16 protein-coding genes are annotated in these 16,666 nt (G+C 43.8%); 6 read left to right on the top strand and 10 right to left on the bottom strand.

The window, feature by feature from the left end; all coding sequences use genetic code 11:
* Nucleotides 1–477: 477 nt before the first annotated feature.
* Together F6K57_RS22625 and F6K57_RS22620 are read right to left on the bottom strand one after the other, a co-directional pair.
* On the bottom strand, nt 478–621 hold the full coding sequence (locus tag F6K57_RS22625) for a hypothetical protein (protein WP_293070757.1): 144 nt from the start codon (nt 619–621) through the stop codon (nt 478–480).
* Nucleotides 622–1,118: 497 nt separating this feature from the next.
* Complete coding sequence (locus F6K57_RS22620) at nt 1,119–4,193, bottom strand: plasmid replication protein, CyRepA1 family (protein ID WP_364303811.1); 3,075 nt, start codon at nt 4,191–4,193, stop codon at nt 1,119–1,121.
* A 217-nt stretch (nt 4,194–4,410) separates the two neighbouring features.
* On the opposite strand from F6K57_RS22620, the gene F6K57_RS22615 reads away from it, so the two are divergent.
* Together F6K57_RS22615 and F6K57_RS22610 are read left to right on the top strand one after the other, a co-directional pair.
* The gene (locus tag F6K57_RS22615) at nt 4,411–5,658 is read left to right on the top strand and encodes an ArsB/NhaD family transporter (protein WP_293025833.1); all 1,248 of its coding nucleotides are present in this window, start codon (nt 4,411–4,413) and stop codon (nt 5,656–5,658) included.
* Nucleotides 5,659–5,730: 72 nt separating this feature from the next.
* Nucleotides 5,731–6,315 carry a Uma2 family endonuclease gene (locus tag F6K57_RS22610; RefSeq protein ID WP_293025835.1) on the top strand — a complete coding sequence of 195 codons (585 nt, stop codon included), beginning with the start codon at nt 5,731–5,733 and terminating at the stop codon, nt 6,313–6,315.
* A 104-nt stretch (nt 6,316–6,419) separates the two neighbouring features.
* Here the strand turns inward: F6K57_RS22610 and F6K57_RS22605 are convergent, their stop codons facing one another.
* Nucleotides 6,420–6,749: a XisI protein gene (locus F6K57_RS22605; protein ID WP_293025837.1), complete on the bottom strand. Its 330-nt coding sequence runs from the start codon at nt 6,747–6,749 to the stop codon at nt 6,420–6,422.
* A gap of 392 nt (nt 6,750–7,141) precedes the next feature.
* Nucleotides 7,142–7,543 (bottom strand): hypothetical protein, encoded by a 402-nt coding sequence (locus F6K57_RS22600; RefSeq protein ID WP_293025839.1) that lies wholly within the window; start codon nt 7,541–7,543, stop codon nt 7,142–7,144.
* A gap of 746 nt (nt 7,544–8,289) precedes the next feature.
* Between F6K57_RS22600 and F6K57_RS42120 the strand changes: the two genes are divergently transcribed.
* Both F6K57_RS42120 and F6K57_RS42115 read left to right on the top strand, forming a co-directional pair.
* Complete coding sequence (locus F6K57_RS42120; protein ID WP_364303808.1) at nt 8,290–8,619, top strand: Uma2 family endonuclease; 330 nt, start codon at nt 8,290–8,292, stop codon at nt 8,617–8,619.
* A gap of 77 nt (nt 8,620–8,696) precedes the next feature.
* Nucleotides 8,697–8,894 carry a hypothetical protein gene (locus tag F6K57_RS42115; protein WP_364303813.1) on the top strand — a complete coding sequence of 66 codons (198 nt, stop codon included), beginning with the start codon at nt 8,697–8,699 and terminating at the stop codon, nt 8,892–8,894.
* A 248-nt stretch (nt 8,895–9,142) separates the two neighbouring features.
* Here F6K57_RS42115 and F6K57_RS22590 read toward each other — a convergent pair whose 3' ends face one another.
* Together F6K57_RS22590 and F6K57_RS22585 are read right to left on the bottom strand one after the other, a co-directional pair.
* On the bottom strand, nt 9,143–10,024 hold the full coding sequence (locus F6K57_RS22590) for a hypothetical protein (RefSeq protein WP_293025841.1): 882 nt from the start codon (nt 10,022–10,024) through the stop codon (nt 9,143–9,145).
* A gap of 1,126 nt (nt 10,025–11,150) precedes the next feature.
* Nucleotides 11,151–12,101, bottom strand: a complete 951-nt coding sequence (locus tag F6K57_RS22585; protein WP_293025843.1) for a class I SAM-dependent methyltransferase — start codon at nt 12,099–12,101, stop codon at nt 11,151–11,153.
* A 186-nt stretch (nt 12,102–12,287) separates the two neighbouring features.
* Here F6K57_RS22585 and F6K57_RS22580 point away from each other — a divergent pair, with 186 nt between their 5' ends.
* Complete coding sequence (locus F6K57_RS22580) at nt 12,288–14,024, top strand: hypothetical protein (RefSeq protein WP_293025845.1); 1,737 nt, start codon at nt 12,288–12,290, stop codon at nt 14,022–14,024.
* A 385-nt stretch (nt 14,025–14,409) separates the two neighbouring features.
* Here the strand turns inward: F6K57_RS22580 and F6K57_RS42110 are convergent, their stop codons facing one another.
* Nucleotides 14,410–14,523, bottom strand: a complete 114-nt coding sequence (locus F6K57_RS42110) for a hypothetical protein (RefSeq protein ID WP_364303805.1) — start codon at nt 14,521–14,523, stop codon at nt 14,410–14,412.
* Between the two features lie 71 nt (nt 14,524–14,594).
* Between F6K57_RS42110 and F6K57_RS22570 the strand changes: the two genes are divergently transcribed.
* A complete protein-coding gene (locus tag F6K57_RS22570) occupies nt 14,595–15,029 on the top strand; it encodes a helix-turn-helix domain-containing protein (protein WP_075905225.1) in 435 nt (144 codons plus the stop codon).
* On the opposite strand, the gene F6K57_RS22565 is transcribed toward F6K57_RS22570, so the two are convergent.
* The 3 genes from F6K57_RS22565 to F6K57_RS22555 form a co-directional block, all read right to left on the bottom strand.
* Nucleotides 15,007–15,309: a hypothetical protein gene (locus F6K57_RS22565; RefSeq protein ID WP_293025850.1), complete on the bottom strand. Its 303-nt coding sequence runs from the start codon at nt 15,307–15,309 to the stop codon at nt 15,007–15,009. The genes F6K57_RS22570 and F6K57_RS22565 overlap by 23 nt on opposite strands.
* Before the next feature lie 81 nt (nt 15,310–15,390).
* Nucleotides 15,391–15,972 (bottom strand): Uma2 family endonuclease, encoded by a 582-nt coding sequence (locus tag F6K57_RS22560; protein ID WP_293070753.1) that lies wholly within the window; start codon nt 15,970–15,972, stop codon nt 15,391–15,393.
* A 111-nt stretch (nt 15,973–16,083) separates the two neighbouring features.
* The gene (locus tag F6K57_RS22555; RefSeq protein ID WP_293070751.1) at nt 16,084–16,665 is read right to left on the bottom strand and encodes a Uma2 family endonuclease; all 582 of its coding nucleotides are present in this window, start codon (nt 16,663–16,665) and stop codon (nt 16,084–16,086) included.
* Nucleotide 16,666: the final 1 nt, after the last annotated feature.

Raw genomic sequence — 16,666 nt, 5'->3', positions numbered from 1 at the left:
GCTGCAGGCCAATGGGATGTTGATCTTGACTCCATACCGATACCTCGGCCCAGGGGTGTTCTTTTTGCACTTTCTCCACTTCACAGCCCAGTTTTTTTTTCCACTGCTGTTGTTGTTGAGATATGAATTGGTGATTGTTGGTCGAGGTACTTTTAGCCCTTTAATCCATTTGCTTGAGAATCCGCCATCCAAGTTGAAGTCAGACAATTCGAACCAATAATTCACAGAGATAGTCTGCAACTTTGCGACCGTTCCACAGCCCACCATCCGGGGGTTGAAGTTACCGTAAGGATAGGGTCGCCTTAATCAAAAAGTTTTAACCAAAGGTGCGCAATAGTCGGCGAATTAAATTCGCCGACTATTGCGCACCTCTTTTATGCATAGCCGACTAACCATAAAGGCGACCCTATCCTAAGGTTTCGTTTCCGGGCTGGACCTGACAAAATTTGATCTAATTGCCCTTGTTGCTGATAGCTTTTAAGAGGTGGAGCAAAACAGGTTTCTACGCCTACCATCTCCCAAGGTCAACGGTCCAATCCGGTTGTAGCCCCACACCAGTTCATAAATCCAACTTCGTTTATATCCAGTCACTTTGCGCGACTTCTTCACTGGTTCTGCCAAGGGCTAGCAACCAGATGATTTGATAGTGGGAGCATTCAATCGGATCTTTCCCTTGACGATAGCGCTGTTAATGTTCTTCTATACTCAGATGGGGTTCTATGCTGATTCGCTTGGGCATCAGTTTGGACCATTGTCTTGCATCTCTCATATATTACGGTTATTTAATGCAACTTGATATTACCTGAATAAAATGTTAGAGGGTGGGGGATTATAGCTGAGGGGGTGACATGAGCCCTGAAAAGCTTACTATATGAGGCTTTGATGCCAATTATCTCAGGGAAGATACAGTCCCAAATTGACCCTACGAATGATTTTCTGGAAGCTCAAACCCTTATAAATACGTCCAAGGTCGCGCCCAAAACAGCATATATATTTTTGTAACTTATGGGCTGAAATTATTACCCAGTAATGATTTCAGCTTGCATGTCACCCCCCCAGGGATTATAGCCTCCCCAAACCCTCCACGTAATACTAAAAATTAAGACTAAAAATTAAAACTAAACATTCAAACACAATTGAACATAATTACTGTTTTCTGAATCCACTGACTGAGTGTTACCCGACCTAGGGGATAAATCATTATCCAGCCAAATTTCACTAGTACCTAACCTCTGACCATCACTAGCTAACCAGCTCTGGAACACTTCCATGCGACCATCTTCTGGACTAACTAGCTGATAAACTCTGAACCGCTTTTTTCCTTGGCTCTGATAACGAATACACTGCAAGCCATAGCCGATTTTATCTAAGAAGCGCCTGATAATAACAATCGGAGTTGCTTTTTTAGCTAGTCCTATCCCGGTGATGGTTTTGATAGCACAACGGTTTGCTAATGCGATCGCAGCCATCTGCTGCAAGTCCTGATCAGTATTTTTGAGTTCTCGTTCCAGATTTTCTAATAGAATTGGTATCCCCAAAACCTTCATGGTACCAATCATGGCTCCTAGCACAGCACGATTGAAATCCGGTAGAAATATACTCCCTTGACCTTGCTCAATTAACAGTCGCGCTACCTTAGCATCCCGTTCTGCTAGATGTTGCCGACCGATGGTAAGAAAATAATGGAGCCGTAGCTGCTGATACCAGCCTTGGTCATCTTTGAGTACCAGTTCTGGTGTGACTGGGATGCCATAACGCTGCTTTAAATCGTACTTCCGTAGTGAGCGACGCTCCGATGGTGTTTTGACTAGGCATTTGCTAATCTTTTGATATTGGCTATCACTGAAGTCTTGACTAGATGCGATCGCATTACACTCAGCCTGATAGTTTTGGTCTCTAACTGCAGTAATCGCTGCCATCAGAGCATTCTGTGCTCCCAACTCTTCCGCTTGGGGTGAACCCTTAGACTTCTTTTTCCCAGCTTTAGTGGAACTAGCTGGGGAAACATCCATCACCAGATGACCTTCAGCACGCAATCCTGCTAGCACGGATTCCCGATAGTTCACCATGGCGGCATTGAATCGGACAGCCATTTTAGCCCAGCACATCAAGGATTCTGCTTGAAAGCCTGTATCTAAATCATCCACAGCATCGAAATCCGATTGTTGTAGCAACCGAATATTCATTTGGGTCAAACGCTGTCCAGATGCCAGCAGTGAGGATAGAGACGTGGAGCCATTACCCACTTGATTAAAGCCATAAGGGGCTACCCAGATGAACCGGGGGAGATTTTCTCGGATTCGCCCTAAGGTTTGTCTGACACTATTTTCTCCTTGCACCCCTTGGGCAATACACCACACAGAGGTAAAGTGTCCCCGCAGATCAATACTCACTCCCGTTTCAATAGCAGGACTAGCTAATACAATGTCATACTCCCCTAAAACATTGTTGAGGTTATTGATACACCCCATGGCTGGATGACTGGTTTCACCAAGGGATTCCGAATCAATGCGCAATATCCGGAGGTCGGGAAATTGCTTTTTTAGGTAAGCTTCTAGAGTGCAAGTACCCCATTGGCTCTTTGGTTTTTGAGCAGAAAGACACACAAAGGGTTTGCCTCCTTGAGCAATGTGTGCTTCTAGCTCTCGCACTAGTCTTTTTGGTGTGCTATCGGTATAGTTATGAATTTGCCAGGACCCGTCAATGTTGGGTTTCCAGTCATTCTCAATGATGAAGGGTTCCAGGTCAACGCCAGACAAGGTCAGTAAGTAATCTATCGATATATCACTCAAGTCTGCATCCGCAATATAAACTTGACCAGACCCCCCCAAGACATTCTGGATTAGGGTTTTCAGGGATTTGAGAATAGCAACCCGATTACTCTGACAGGTGCTAGAGTTCAATCCATGCCAGAGCACTTGCTCGACTTCATCGATAATCACTACGCCATCAGACCAGTTAGCGGCATTGAAGCGAGCCTGAGAATTACCATGCAAGGAGTCGAGACATAAACCATAACCTAATACCCCTTGCTTCTGGTCATCCCTGACCTCAGTGATATACTTGATGCCAAAGCGTTGGCACAATGCTTCTACTAATCGCACCCGATGACCAAGCACCAATACCCATTGCTTTCGGGCTAGGGCTTGAGAGACAATTTTTTCTAGTAGTTGGGTTTTTCCAGTACCCTTAGGGGATTTAATGCCAATCAGTTGGGCTGTATCCGGAATCGGAAGTTCTTGCAGATAGCGGCAATTTACTTTAAGGTTAGCTCCATAGGTGAGCTGGGTTAGGGATTTAGCTTTCCAAGTATCCAGGGGGAGTGCTCGTTGGTAAACTTGCTCAAAGGTCTTCTGACCTTGATCAGCAATTAAATCATCTACCCCTTTGCCTAGCTGGGCATCCCAAGTTATTACCTTCACAGGGCAACCTGCTTGATTGAGCAGATATCCCATTCTACGAATCGCAGCATTGACAGCTTTGATCGTATTCGGTTTCGAGTCTTGGTCAAAGACTATGTAAATCGGTCGGTCCGGAGTCGCTAGTTTCTGTAGTTGAGGAATCAAGTCAGACTTGCCAATCCGATTTCCCTGGGCATCCCTACGGATTCGATACCCACCATTAATTCCTGGTAATGCGATCGCAGCGTAACCAGCAGTGAGTAAAGCTCCAGCTTTCTTAGCGCCCTCAGTAATACACAAGGGAATCGAGGGGTGAGAGATTAGCCACTGCCAAAACCCTAGATCCGGTTGATTGTGGTCAAGGTCTGTGGGGAGAATAGTAAAATCATTGCGTTCAGCAATCCGTTGCCACAGGTGGAAAGGTACTCGCAGAGCAAACAAGCCTGTGGGGGTTTTGGGGGGATGTTCATATTTTATTAGCTTCCTAGTTTCCCCACTCTGACGGGGTTGGCTGGGTTTGAAACAGCCCCAAATATCCTCCTGACCAGTAAGCAAGTCAATACCAGAACACCACCATCCCCCTTGTTCGAGGTGTTGATAGCGTTTCAGAATCGAGTTTAGCAATCGACCATCATTGCGTCTGGGCAGGGAGTCGGAATAGAAGAGATACTCAAATGGGCTAGAGCCTTCGAGAGACCTTACATTGAGGCGAGTCAGCTGTTCATCAACACTACTAGCTGTCCACTCCTGGATATGGTTCATGGGTTTGGGGAAGACTCTGGCAGAGGTCACGCTATATCTAGTGGTTTAATCTTTAACTTAAGGAATATAACACTATTTGTGACCTAATAGCTTATTTTACCTAATGCTTTAGCTTTTCTTGACAGTTCACCGTTTACCGTTCACCGTTGACGGTTGATAGTACCATAAAATGATCACTTATCCCTAGCATCGGATCACTAGTCATTAGTTATTAGTTATTAGTTATATAGGGATCAGTGTAGGAATTGTGACAATTTTTGTTCCCTACTCCCTACTCCCTACTCCCTACTCCCTGTTCCCTTTGCTATTGCACCATATTCCCATAGTCTGGGCGAGAGTTGGAAACGCCACTTTCACCCTCATTGCTCTAATTATTATTGCCCTAAGTTTAGGTCAAGCAGGTTGGTTTCGGTGGTTAGCGCTTCACATAGCTAATTGGGGATGTGGTCGTGGCCATTTGCTTTTCTCCTTAGTGATCCTAGTCGGGATGTTATTGAGCAATGTGTTTACTAACGTGGCCACCACCATAGTCTGGACAGCTGCTGTCATGGAAATTTTGCTGCTGCTTGGCTTTAGTGCCAAAGCTACTCTAGCATTTGTATTTACTAGTGGTTTTATTACCGATGCCGCTAGCTTGCTACTGCCGATGAGTAATCCAGTAAATCTGATTTATGTTGATTATTTACAGATTTCCTGGTTGCGGTATGTGATGGTGATGTTGCCCGTAACCGTTGCCACAATAGCCACTAGTATCATCATTCTCTGGTTCTATTTTGAACCCGAAATCCCCCTGACCTATAACCTTGCCCGTCTACCACCACCTAATCGTGCGATTCGAGATTCCTTAATTTTTAAATTGAGTTTTCCTATTTTAGGACTACTCCTAATTGGCTACTTGTTGGCAAAAGTGCTAAATTTACCCATTGCCTGGATTGCTGCTATGGCAGCTTTAGTGATGGTGGCATTAGCAGCACGTTCCCTTAACGGTCGTGCTATTACACTTAGTTATATTTTACAGCTAGCAGGTCAACTGCCATGGCGAATTATTTTACTTATCCTAGTCCTGTTTTTATTCAGCATCGGTTTGGACAATCTGGGCATAACTGCTCTGTTGAGCCAGCGGTTGGAAATTCTTTCTAATTGGGGACTCACCTTAGCCGCTAGTGGTAGTGGTTTCCTAGCCACATTTATTGCCAGTGTACTCAACAATTTACCAACATTACTGCTGAATGCTAAGGCAATTGAAAACATTACGGATATTGATCCAGCTGTAAAAGAAGTGATGATATACGGTAATTTAATTGGGTGCAACTTAGGAGCAAAAATTACTCCTTTAGGAAGTCTATCAACTCTACTTTGGTTGAATGTATTGGCTTTTAGAGGACTCCAAATCAGTTGGGTTTATTATATTCGCTTAACTTTTATTCTTACCATGCCAGTTTTGTTTGTTAGCTTGCTGAGTTTAGCAATTTGGTTACCATGGCTAATTGCTTGATTATATTTATGTTCACATCTTAACTAAAAATGCTATATAATAGAGAGAGGAATTACATGGGGTTTGTGACCAATGACAATGATTACTCAAAACTCTCCCAATAAAAAATCACAACTAGTGTCATTGGAAGCATTTCTAAAACTACCAGAAACCAAACCTGCTAGTGAGTACATTGATGGCCAAATTATTCAGAAACCAATGCCACAGGGAAAACACAGCACAATTCAAGGGGAATTGGTTACTGCTATTAATCTAGTGGTGAAGCAAGAACGAATTGCTCGTGCTTTTCCAGAACTTCGGTGTACTTTTGGTGGACGCTCAACCGTTCCGGATGTATCTGTGTTTGTTTACCAGAGAATTCCTCGTGATGACAATGGCGAAATTGCCAATGTTTTCCAGGCAGCGCCTGATTGGACAATTGAGATTCTTTCACCTGACCAAAGTCAAACCAAGGTGACAAAGAATATTCTCCATTGTTTAACGTATGGGACGGCAATGGGCTGGTTGATTGATCCAGAAGAGCAAACCGTTTTCGTTTATCGTCCAAAACAGCAAATCGAAGTGTTTGATCAATCATCCGAGAAACTTCCTGTGCCATCCTTTGCTAGGGAGTTAAGCATTACTGTGGGCGATTTGTTTAGTTGGCTATTGGATTGAAGCTATAATGGTAGGGTGGTAAAAAAGCGATCGCCGATAAGCTTAATGGAAAAAGTCTATTACTTTTTGCCCACCCTACGACTAAACTGCTTTTTTGTAACAGGCTACTGGTGAGCATATGCAGTAAATTGCCTTTTGAAGGGAGACTTAAACCCTAAAACTATATCCTGTTGGGGAACTCCGGCTTCAACTAATTCATTAGCTACTCCCACTTCAGTGCCATCACTCTGAATCCAAATTTTGTTATCTTTTATATCAATATGAATTAAGCTTCCATATTCCCGTCGTTGGTCATACCAGCCCACTAGCATAACTAAATAATGATTGCGCTCACTATCAAAAATCATTTGAACTTCTGTCTGATCATCGTTAAGGTTGATAGCGTGGGCTTTCAGGATTTTTTGGACTAATTCATGATAGTTTAATGTTTCCATGCCTTTCCGTAAACTTTGATGTATAATAGAATATATTTGGTGATAACCTAGCCATCTTTTTCCAGGGCTAACCGAACGGTGTTGTGAAAAATATCCTTGGTTGGTATAGACAGATGGGCAATTGGAAATGACTTAGGCTTTTTAAGATTTATTATAACTGAGATCGATCTAAAAAATTCCTCCCGCGCTCTACCGTAACGTCACCATCGGGAGGAATTTGAGCGGAATTATTAAATTGAGACCATAGGGTAAAAGTTAAACCTTGTTTAACTCGTGTTCGCCACACTTGCCTACCCCAAAGTTAGGTGTTTCCCTCTATAACTAAAACGATATCACCAGGGAGTTTGTGACATTTTTTTCGACTTAGAGTCCTGTTTTAAGAACTTCCGCCGCTAAAATCTGGGGCCGGGTACAAACAGATTGGCCACTTTAAACTCTTTCGCTCCCACTTCCGACAGCGAGAACGTAATCGGGTAGGGACGGGAAACACCTTTACAAAGATCCGGTTTCAGGCGGATGAAGGTAACAATGGGAGGCTGGGATTTTGCCAATATGGTTGTGAAGTCCTCTTTCTGCGTGCAGCCGTTGCTCGTCACTACGATCGTGACACCTTTTTCAGTGATGTTTATTCCATGCAATGGTTCTACCGTTTCTGCTAAAGCCGTGGGAGCTGTGACACAAAATACTGCCACTACAGCAAAGGGCAGGGTCGCTAGACCGAGTGCTAGTCTTGAGAGTGCTTTCTTCAAGGGAAGAGCAGCTGGCTTGAAGCGGTTGAATGGTGTATTTAGCATGATGTTTGAATTATTGATTTTCCGAATTTTGGCCTGATGTTAAAGGGACAGGACAGTCGAGATGATGGAGACCCTCGTGTCTCCCATCCCCTTAAGGCCGGGCCAATTTGGATTGAGCACTCAGAAGATTGAACCATAGGGTCTCCTTGTGGCTTCTGGTTCCGGGGAATTCAGGAATACTCAGGTTTCCTGCCCGATCGGACTTTGGAAAAGATTGGAGTTCGGCTCAAGAACTCCTGCGCCATTCGCGATTCTAAGAGCAGGGATATTTCATTGTCAATAAAATATAAGATAATCAGAGATAATTACTCTTAAGTACAAAAACTGATGCTTCGCTTTTTTACAGAAAAGAACCAACGGGGGCAGTTGCGATTAGCCCGAAGGGCTACGCTACGCGATCGCATCCTTGTCAAAGCAATACCCTAAACCTGAATAAAATAGGTTAACCCTTAATTATAACTTATTATTTTCAATGATTGGCTAGATTAAGTAAACTGCTTGGTAAAATGATTCCTATCAGTGATACCAATGGGTGTAATAGTGTTTACAAATTCAAGGCAGGAAGTGATGCAGGGTGGTCTTATATCATGTCAGGATAATTACCCTTAAAAAAAACCTTACCCATCTCCCGTTTCTCCCCATCTCCCCATCTCCCCATCTCCCCACACTCCCCTATCTTTTTCTATTTCCTATTCCTTGCGCACAGCGCTATTACTCACATGATCGCCAATCCAACCATCCCCTTGATGACCGCTCAAGAGTACTTGGCATGGGAAGAGAAGCAACCCATTAAATATAACTTTATCAATGGTAAAGTTTATGCCATCACTGGGGGAACACTTCCCCACAACTCCATTGCCCTCAATTTAGCCTCTGCCCTAAAAATTCACTTACGTGGCAAAAGCTGTAAAGTTTTTATGGCAGATGCCAAACTTGGTGTATCAGCAAACGGGCCTTATTACTATCCCGATGTCATGGTAACCTGTGACCACCGTGACCAAAAGTCCCGCAAAGTGATTTATCACCCTTGTCTGATTGCGGAAGTCCTTTCCCCTGGTACAGAAGGTAGCGATTAGCCCGAAGGGCTACGCTACGCGAACGCGGTAAAAAATTTAGACACTACCGCCGCCTTGATACCCTTAGGGAATATCTCCTGATTGATTCGGAAACCATGAGCATTGAATGCTACCGACTTAATGATAGAGGCAAATGGGAACTTACCAGTTACTTGATGGATGAAACCACAAAAGACGCAACAGAACCGGATGTACATATAACCAGCATTGACTTTGACTGTCCTCTATCCCAGCTCTATGAAGATGTTGAGTTTTTGGAAGACCAAGACAATTAATTACAGGTTTTTGGTGAGCAAAAGCTCATTTACTGGCTGGGTTAGCCTAGCGCTATAGTTTAGCCATGGCAATACTATAGCCACTCAATCAATTTATAGCGCAGCGCTAGCTTACCTGACCTCTGCTGAAGTCTTAACTATCACCCTACCAGCCTTGCCAGCACCAAACACCTGAGCAGTCAAGTCTCAACGGCTCGACTGGGAGTTGGGTTGGTACTGAGCAGAGTTGGTATTTTGAATAGAAGTACTCAACTTTCAGCACTTTCAGGAATTTCATCAGGTCTTTTTTCAGGACTTTCAGCAGCTGTTTTTTCAGGACTTTCAGAACTTTCAGCAGCTCTTTTTTCAGCCATTTCAGCAGCTCTTCTCTTAGCTTCGGCCAAGGCTTCCTGCTTATCTTCTTTCCGAACCTTGCAGAACCGTGGAGGCTGATCCATTGGGGGTGCCAATTCTTCTACAAACGCGAAGGCATTTTTGTGGGGAAGGAATCGGGCTTTGACCTGGATGAATTTTGGCTTGCCCTGCTCCTTGAGCTTAGGATTGAATCGGAATGGTTTGACCGAGGAGTCCCGCCAGAATAATGGACAGTGACCAGCTTTGAGTACCCGAGTTCTTTCTGTAGCCTGGTGAGTTTTGAGATAGTTCACTAATTGTTCACTGTGGTTCCTAAAGACTGACACACAGGGAACTTTACAAACAGGGATGAACTGCCACAATCCAGCCAAGATGAAATACCCATTGCCAATCGCTTCAGCCCAAGCATGGGGTCTGTCTTCCTGTAAAATCCCAATCACCTCAAACCGGATATCCTGGAATTTGTTCCGATCTGGGAAATGGATCGGCTTAGGATATACCACGAGGCGATGCTCTCGGTTTCCGGCCTCGATGTGCCCCTTGAGAATATCCAGCACATACCTTTTCCGGTTGTGCTTCAGCAGAAAAAAGAGTGGGTAAGGCTTACCCTGGATGGTAATGGTAGGAATTTTCTCAGACAAATCTACCTCACCAGTTATAACCCCAACAGCCATAAACTTTGGTTCTGATGGCTGAATTAGTTCAATTGGTTGAGATGGTTTTACTAATTTTTTGGGAATTTCTGGTTTTTTGATTAGTGTTAGAATTTCTGACATAATTAAGAGTGATTGTTTATGTTCTTAACAAAAGACATCTAAAGAAATCTAGGAGATAGATCCAATAGGTTACCTGGCAACTGCAAGACGAAAATAGAGACGATACAACTGATAGCTTGGCTTCGCCTGATTGCCATCGAGTGTCACCAAACCCATACTTTCTATAGGTGCGCTCTTACCATTAAGGATTAAATTCGCGCTTTGGTGTATTTTTCAATGGGCGAGTAAATCCCCCTTGGGTCACACCTCCTAGTGTAGGTACTGCTTGCAAGAACTCCTTTTATGTTATCTCTCTGACGAGAAAGGTGATAAAGGCCAAGGCTGGCCAGATCAGGAGATCATGCTCCCATGACTATTAGTCCAATTTGGTTTTACTGCTATTAGTCGAATCAATACCATAGTGCTGCCCTAAATTCTGCTCCTGCTTTGGCCTAAGCGGCTTTGGGCGCTTATTAGACTTCGCCGGAGTTGTCAGGGGAAAGGGGAAAGGACAAAGAGATTAGATTTGAGTCTACCCCAAACCTGTTGATGCCAAAATCCCAGTATGAACAATCGGTGTTGGGCAATAGGTCTTGAGCAACCTCAGTTCCCTGTCAGAAATTGCCTGGTGTTTTGAGAAGATAGGAGACATCATTCAGAATTCAGGAGAATAATTCAGAAGTTATTGGGAGAATACATAGGTTAATTGCCCATTAAACTCTGATTAATTCCAAATTAACTATAAAATTCCGTTATTATGGCTACTGACTCCTGACTCGAAGCTCCTGACTCCTGGATAAAGTCGGTGATGTCGAACTCAGTTTGGGCAAGACTAGGATACTCGAAAACCACCTGGACTTAATTCACAATATTTTTACTTTTTTTTCATAATTAACCAAATCTTCACATTTAGTTTAAAAAAGCTTTCAAAAAATTTGGCTAGTCTTCATGATAAATTTATTAAAATTATACTGATTTTTTCAGATCCTTACTTATATAACCTAACTGGGTTGTTTTTACAGCACCTTTGAACGGCACAGGAAGCTGCAAACAGCGAGTCAATCCCAAATGGACTAGTTTGGGATTGACTCGTAATTATCACTATTAGCCACTGAATCCAGAGGAATTGCTACAACCCACACTCACCTCAACCAGGTTTTGTAGCAATAATAGTGCGGTGACGAGGATCGCTGGCTACCGTGGTCTGATAGTCAAAACCAACTTTAATCATCGCCTCTTCTACATTAAAGCTGTAGTAGTCATCACTCCAAGGTTCTGTACTTTTCATCAACACAAACAGTGCAGGGGGGAGATTCTGGATGACTGGGGAGGCAGGATTATTGTCTACAACACCAAGGCAGCCACCAGGTCGTAGAATCCGTAGCACTTCCGAAAAAATTTCCTCTGTTGCTTGGCGCGGTAGTTCGTGGATCACAAACTGTAACGTGACCACATCAAATGAATTGTCCGGTAAACCGGTGTCCTCTCCTTTGCCATGGATCCATTCTGATATTTCTGCTGTCTGATCCATGGTCTTGGCCACAGCCAGCATATAAGGGGATAAGTCTAACCCAACGGTGCGGATTTTGCCCTTTTTGATCCTGGAGTAGTAGCGGTGTAGCGCTAAGGTAGAGATGCCCACTGAGCAGCCAATGTCTAGGACATCTGTGACTATCTCGGGATTATACTCTCCTAGTACTTTATGAAAACTACTTCGTAATCGTTCTTGTGCCGAAAGCCAAGTAAGTTTTTCTTTAGGCCAAATCCTCAACCCCATAGCCTTGGTAGCACTGCCAGCTTCAAAGGCAGCTTCCCAGCATAGGTTTCCCTGGTCATAAGCATGGAAAGGCACTTTGTAGTAGTCTGGGTAGACCAGGCTAGGGTTAGTAATCTCGGATAGTAAGGTCTTCGCTGCTGATTTTTCTAACTCCTGGTAGTTTTTCCGCCACTCAATCCCATTTTTTTCTGCGGTTTTAATTAGCACCTGTCTGGCCTGGTGTTGCATCACCTTGTAGATCGGCTTGGTGTCGATCAACAGATTAACGAACCGGGAGAGTAAGTCATCCCCCGCCCAGTCTGGTTTGAGCTTGTCTTTCATCAGTATTCAAAAATTATCCCAATGATTAGCTCATCTAATTATTTCATAGGGGTATTATTGCGCGGTATTATTCCTCTGCCCCAGCACCGATTTCAGTTCAAGTAACTAAACAGTGGCATCAACAATAATAAAGTAGTGTGGGAGAACGTTACGTTTATTCCTACCTACAAAGAGAATTAATGGCTAATGATTCTTAACCACCCAAAATCCCAAGTGGACAAAAGCTGGAGTAGTTGGGTCATAGTTCTATTACTGCTGGTGTGGATAGCGATCGCAGCAGGTTTACGGTTTACCTATCTGGCCGGAAAACCCCCCTGGTCAGATGAATTTGCCACCCTAGTGTTTAGCCTGGGCAATAGTTTTCGGAGCGTACCCCTGGATCAGGTGATTACCTCAGATACCCTCTTAGCTCCCCTCAAACCGAACTCTAGTGCTAGCATCAATTCCGTTATTAATAACCTAATCACGGAGAGTAATCACCCACCACTGTACTTCGTCCTCACCCATCTGTGGCTGAAGCTGTTTCCAGGCCATGAGGAATTGGTATCCCTGTGGGTAGCGCGATCCTTAAGTGTCCTACTGGGAGTGATTTCCATTCCAGCCATGTTTGGCTTAGGTTGGTTAGGGTTTCGCTCTTCCCTGGTCGGTCACTTCGCAGCAGCACTGATGGCTGTTTCACCCTATGGCATCTATCTGGCACAAGAAGCTCGACACTACACTCTAGGGATTCTATTAGTTATCGCTTCAGTCAGTTGTTTGGTGTACGCTACGCGATCGCTTCAACGGCAGACTCCCTTCCCGATTTCAATAGCATTAATCTGGGTTATTGTCAATAGTTTAGGCATAGCTGTCCATTACTTTTTCGTCCTGGTGATCGCAGCTGTAGGACTGGTAATGCTTGGGTTGCGGATTGGGTCAGGGGGTTCAGTGTTTTCTTGGAAGTACTGGTGGCGAATTTACGCAGTGGCCCTCGGGACATTAATGGGAGTCTTAGTTTGGCTGCCAATTTTGCCACGCCCCTCCAGTAATCGTTTGACAGAGTGGGTTCACCAAGACACAACCCTGAGCAATTTGCTCGAACCGGTAGCTAGACTCTTGTCTTGGCTGATCACTATGGTAGTGATGCTGCCAGTAGAAGGGCAATCCCTACCGATTATGGTCGCCTCTGGACTAGTAACAGTAATATTAGTAGTCTTGATCGTGCAACTGTTGCGTCGAGGACTCAGAATTCAGAGCTTACACTCCCAGACTAAGGTCATGACTCAGGTTTTGGGCGGATTTGTGGTGGGAGCGATCGCATTATTCTTATTATTCACTTACGGTCTTGGGATTGATTTGACCTTAGCGGCTCGTTACCAGTTTGTCTACTTCCCCATCGTAATTATGTTACTAGCAGCAAGCTTTGCCAGTTGTTGGAGAGCTGCCCAAGGGAAAGATCAGCAATGGGTAGCACTAATCCTGTTGATGGGATTGGTAGGTGGAGTCATAGTCGCATCCCATGTCAGTTACCAAAAAGCCGATCGACCAGATCTTGCGATCGCTAAAATATTAGAGATTAGTGATTCCCAGTCTCAATCCCTTCCAGTCCTGATTGCCACAGTTCACAAAAGCCATGAACAAACAGGAGAAATCATGGGCTTAGCTTGGGAATTGAACCGTCGCAAAGTAGTTGATACTGCTATTAATTCACCCCAGTTTCTCTTGGCACATAAAGACACCGAGCCAAGGGTGGCTACAGAAACGCTACAAAAAACTGTGGCTCAACTGCCGAAACCTTTAGAATTGTGGGTAGTCAATTTTTCTGCCTCTGTTGAGTTAAAATCCCAAGGTTGTATTAAGGATAAACAATCTATATCTAAAGTCCCTGGTTATCGATTTCGACGGTATTACTGTCAGAACTATAGGGCTGGAGCCAGCGAATAAGCGAGAGTGGTAAGCATTCAGCTTAAGCGCTACGCGCACGCTACGCGAACAGCATTCAGCTATCAGCATTCAGCTTATGTGCTACGCACACGCTACTTGAGGTGCTATCAGTAGTTGGCCAACGGCTGACGCCTGACGCCTGACGCCTGACGCCTGAATGCTTACGTGTGGGGATAGGGTGGAGACGGGAGATCTAAGAAGTAGTTTTCGATAATTTGCTATAGTTATAGAGATTTTTGCTTATTTTTATTCTACTTTATGCACAGACATCAGCAATTTTGCTAAACCATTATTACTAGATTCAACACTTAATCTTGAATACTTAGTACTTAATCTTTAATCTTTAATACTTAATACTTAATACTTAATACTTAATGCTTAATCTTTAATAATCTCTGTTCCCAGATCCGCTGTTCCCAGATCCGCTGTTCCCAGATCCGCTGTTCCCAGATCCGCTGTTCCCAGATCCGCTGTTCCCAGATCCGCTGTTCCCTATCAAACTTGGCAATTGCTGTAATTGTATGGTATATTTTCGAATAAATTAATAGCGCTAGAGTAAGTTGTCCGATCATGATAGATACCACCCAAGCTGCCTATCTTCTAGGTATTTGTCCTCAACGAGTTCGCCAACTCCTGAAAGAGGGCAGAATTCAAGGAGCCGAAAAAGTTGGTCGCTTTTGGCGGATTCCCCTATATAACGGTATGCCCAAGATAGTTCCCGGTAGCCGTGGACCACAAGGCTCCTGGAGAAAACAGCCCAGCAAATCCCTGACTCACATTTACCTCAACGAGGAAATACTTCTCAAGAATCAACAAAACCATACAACAGACCCAGTGATTACAGTTAAACGGGGTAATCGCGATATCAACTGTCATTATGTAGAAATCAGCGGGCCATCCCGGTTAGTCTATCGACCCGAGTCTCCCAAGAATGGTGGTGCCACCCTTTGGATAGAGGTTGAACCGAATGTGGAGGTTGTAACTAAGGTTTTTGGTCAGTATTAACATTTTCAGAATTAAGCTCAACCACTTCTAGGCTGTATCCTCTTTGCTTAGCAATCCGCTTAGCTTTGGCTTGGGCTTGACTGGAGGAATCAAATTTGAGTGCTCCCCCTGGATGAGGACACCAATTTAAGCGTTCCATACCACCTAATAACTCTAATGAGGCTAGGTAATTAGAGCTATTGGATTCAAATAATACGTACCTAGCTCGGGATGAAGTCCTGTTAGTAACATCGTGAGATTCTTGGCGACGTTGTTGTTTTAGTTTTGATGCACGACCCATAGCAGACCTCTAAAAAACTAGTGTTGAATTTTTAAAAAATTATCATTCCGGGGGCAAGTGATTATTGACAAAAGCAGAATCCTAGGTTGACCAAAGATAGTGCAAATCCAAGACAAACCCAGGCAAAACCTCCTCCCCTGATAAAGTCTTAGGAGACTCCAACACCTCCACCACTTGTCCTGGTCGATAAATTTCCACTTGCCGTGCTTGAGGATTAATTAACCAGCCCAGACGTACCCCATTTTTTAGATATTCCTCCATCTTGGCTTGAGTCACCGTTAACCGATCACTTGGAGACATTAATTCTACCACAAAATCCGGGCAAATCGGTGGAAACTTCTGGCGTTGCTCTGGTTTAAGTGCATCCCAGCGTTGTTGTTTAATCCACGCTACATCCGGAGAACGGTCAGCACCATTAGGGAGTTTAAAGCACGTCGATGAATCAAAAACTTTACCTAGCTTAGTTCGTCGATTCCAGATCACGAAATCAGCATTTATTTCTGAATTATAGTTACCGGTTTCTCCGCCAGTAGGTGACATAATAATCACTTCTCCCTTGGCATTGCGCTCAAATTTAATCTCCGGGTTATTTCGACATAACTGATAAAATTTGTCATCGGTCAGTTCAATAATAGAGTTTAAATTTACTGTAAAAGCTGTCATGGTTATGTTAGCAAATTATATAACAAATTTAACAATAAATATTGCTCACATCTTGCTTATTTAAAAAAAAGCAATGCTTGCTACGAGCCGCTACGCGAACGCACAATAATCCTAGGTTGACCAAAGATAGTGTAAATCCAGGACAAACCCAGGCAAAACCTCTTCCCCTGATAAAGTCTTAGGAGACTCCAACACTTCCACCACTTGTCCTGGTCGATAAATTTCCACTTGCTGTGCTTGAGGATTAATTAACCAGCCCAGACGTACCCCATTTTTTAGATATTCCTCCATCTTGGCTTGAGTCACGGTTAACCTATCAGTTGGAGACATTAATTCTAGAACAAAATCGGGGCAAATCGGTGGAAACTTCTGGCGTTGCTCTGGTTTAAGCGAATCCCAACGTTCTTGTTTAATCCACGCTATATCCGGAGAACGGTCAGCACCATTAGGGAGTTTAAAGCATGTCGAAGAGTCAAAACAAACCCCTAATTTAGCTTGTCGATTCCAAATTCCAAAATCAGTAGCTAGTTCAAAATTTTGTTTACCAGTTTCTCCACCAGTAGGTGACATAATAATCAGTTCTCCCTTGGCATTGCGCTCAAATTTAATCTCCGGGTTATTTCGACATAACTGATAAAATTGGTCATCGGTTATTTCAAGAATAGAGTTTAAATTTACTGTAAAAGCAGTCATG

Source organism: Moorena sp. SIO4A5 (assembly GCF_010672005.1).
GTDB lineage: Bacteria > Cyanobacteriota > Cyanobacteriia > Cyanobacteriales > Coleofasciculaceae > Moorena.
The sequence above is the reverse complement of the archived record's forward strand: the minus strand, read 5'-3'. Positions and strand labels throughout refer to the sequence as shown.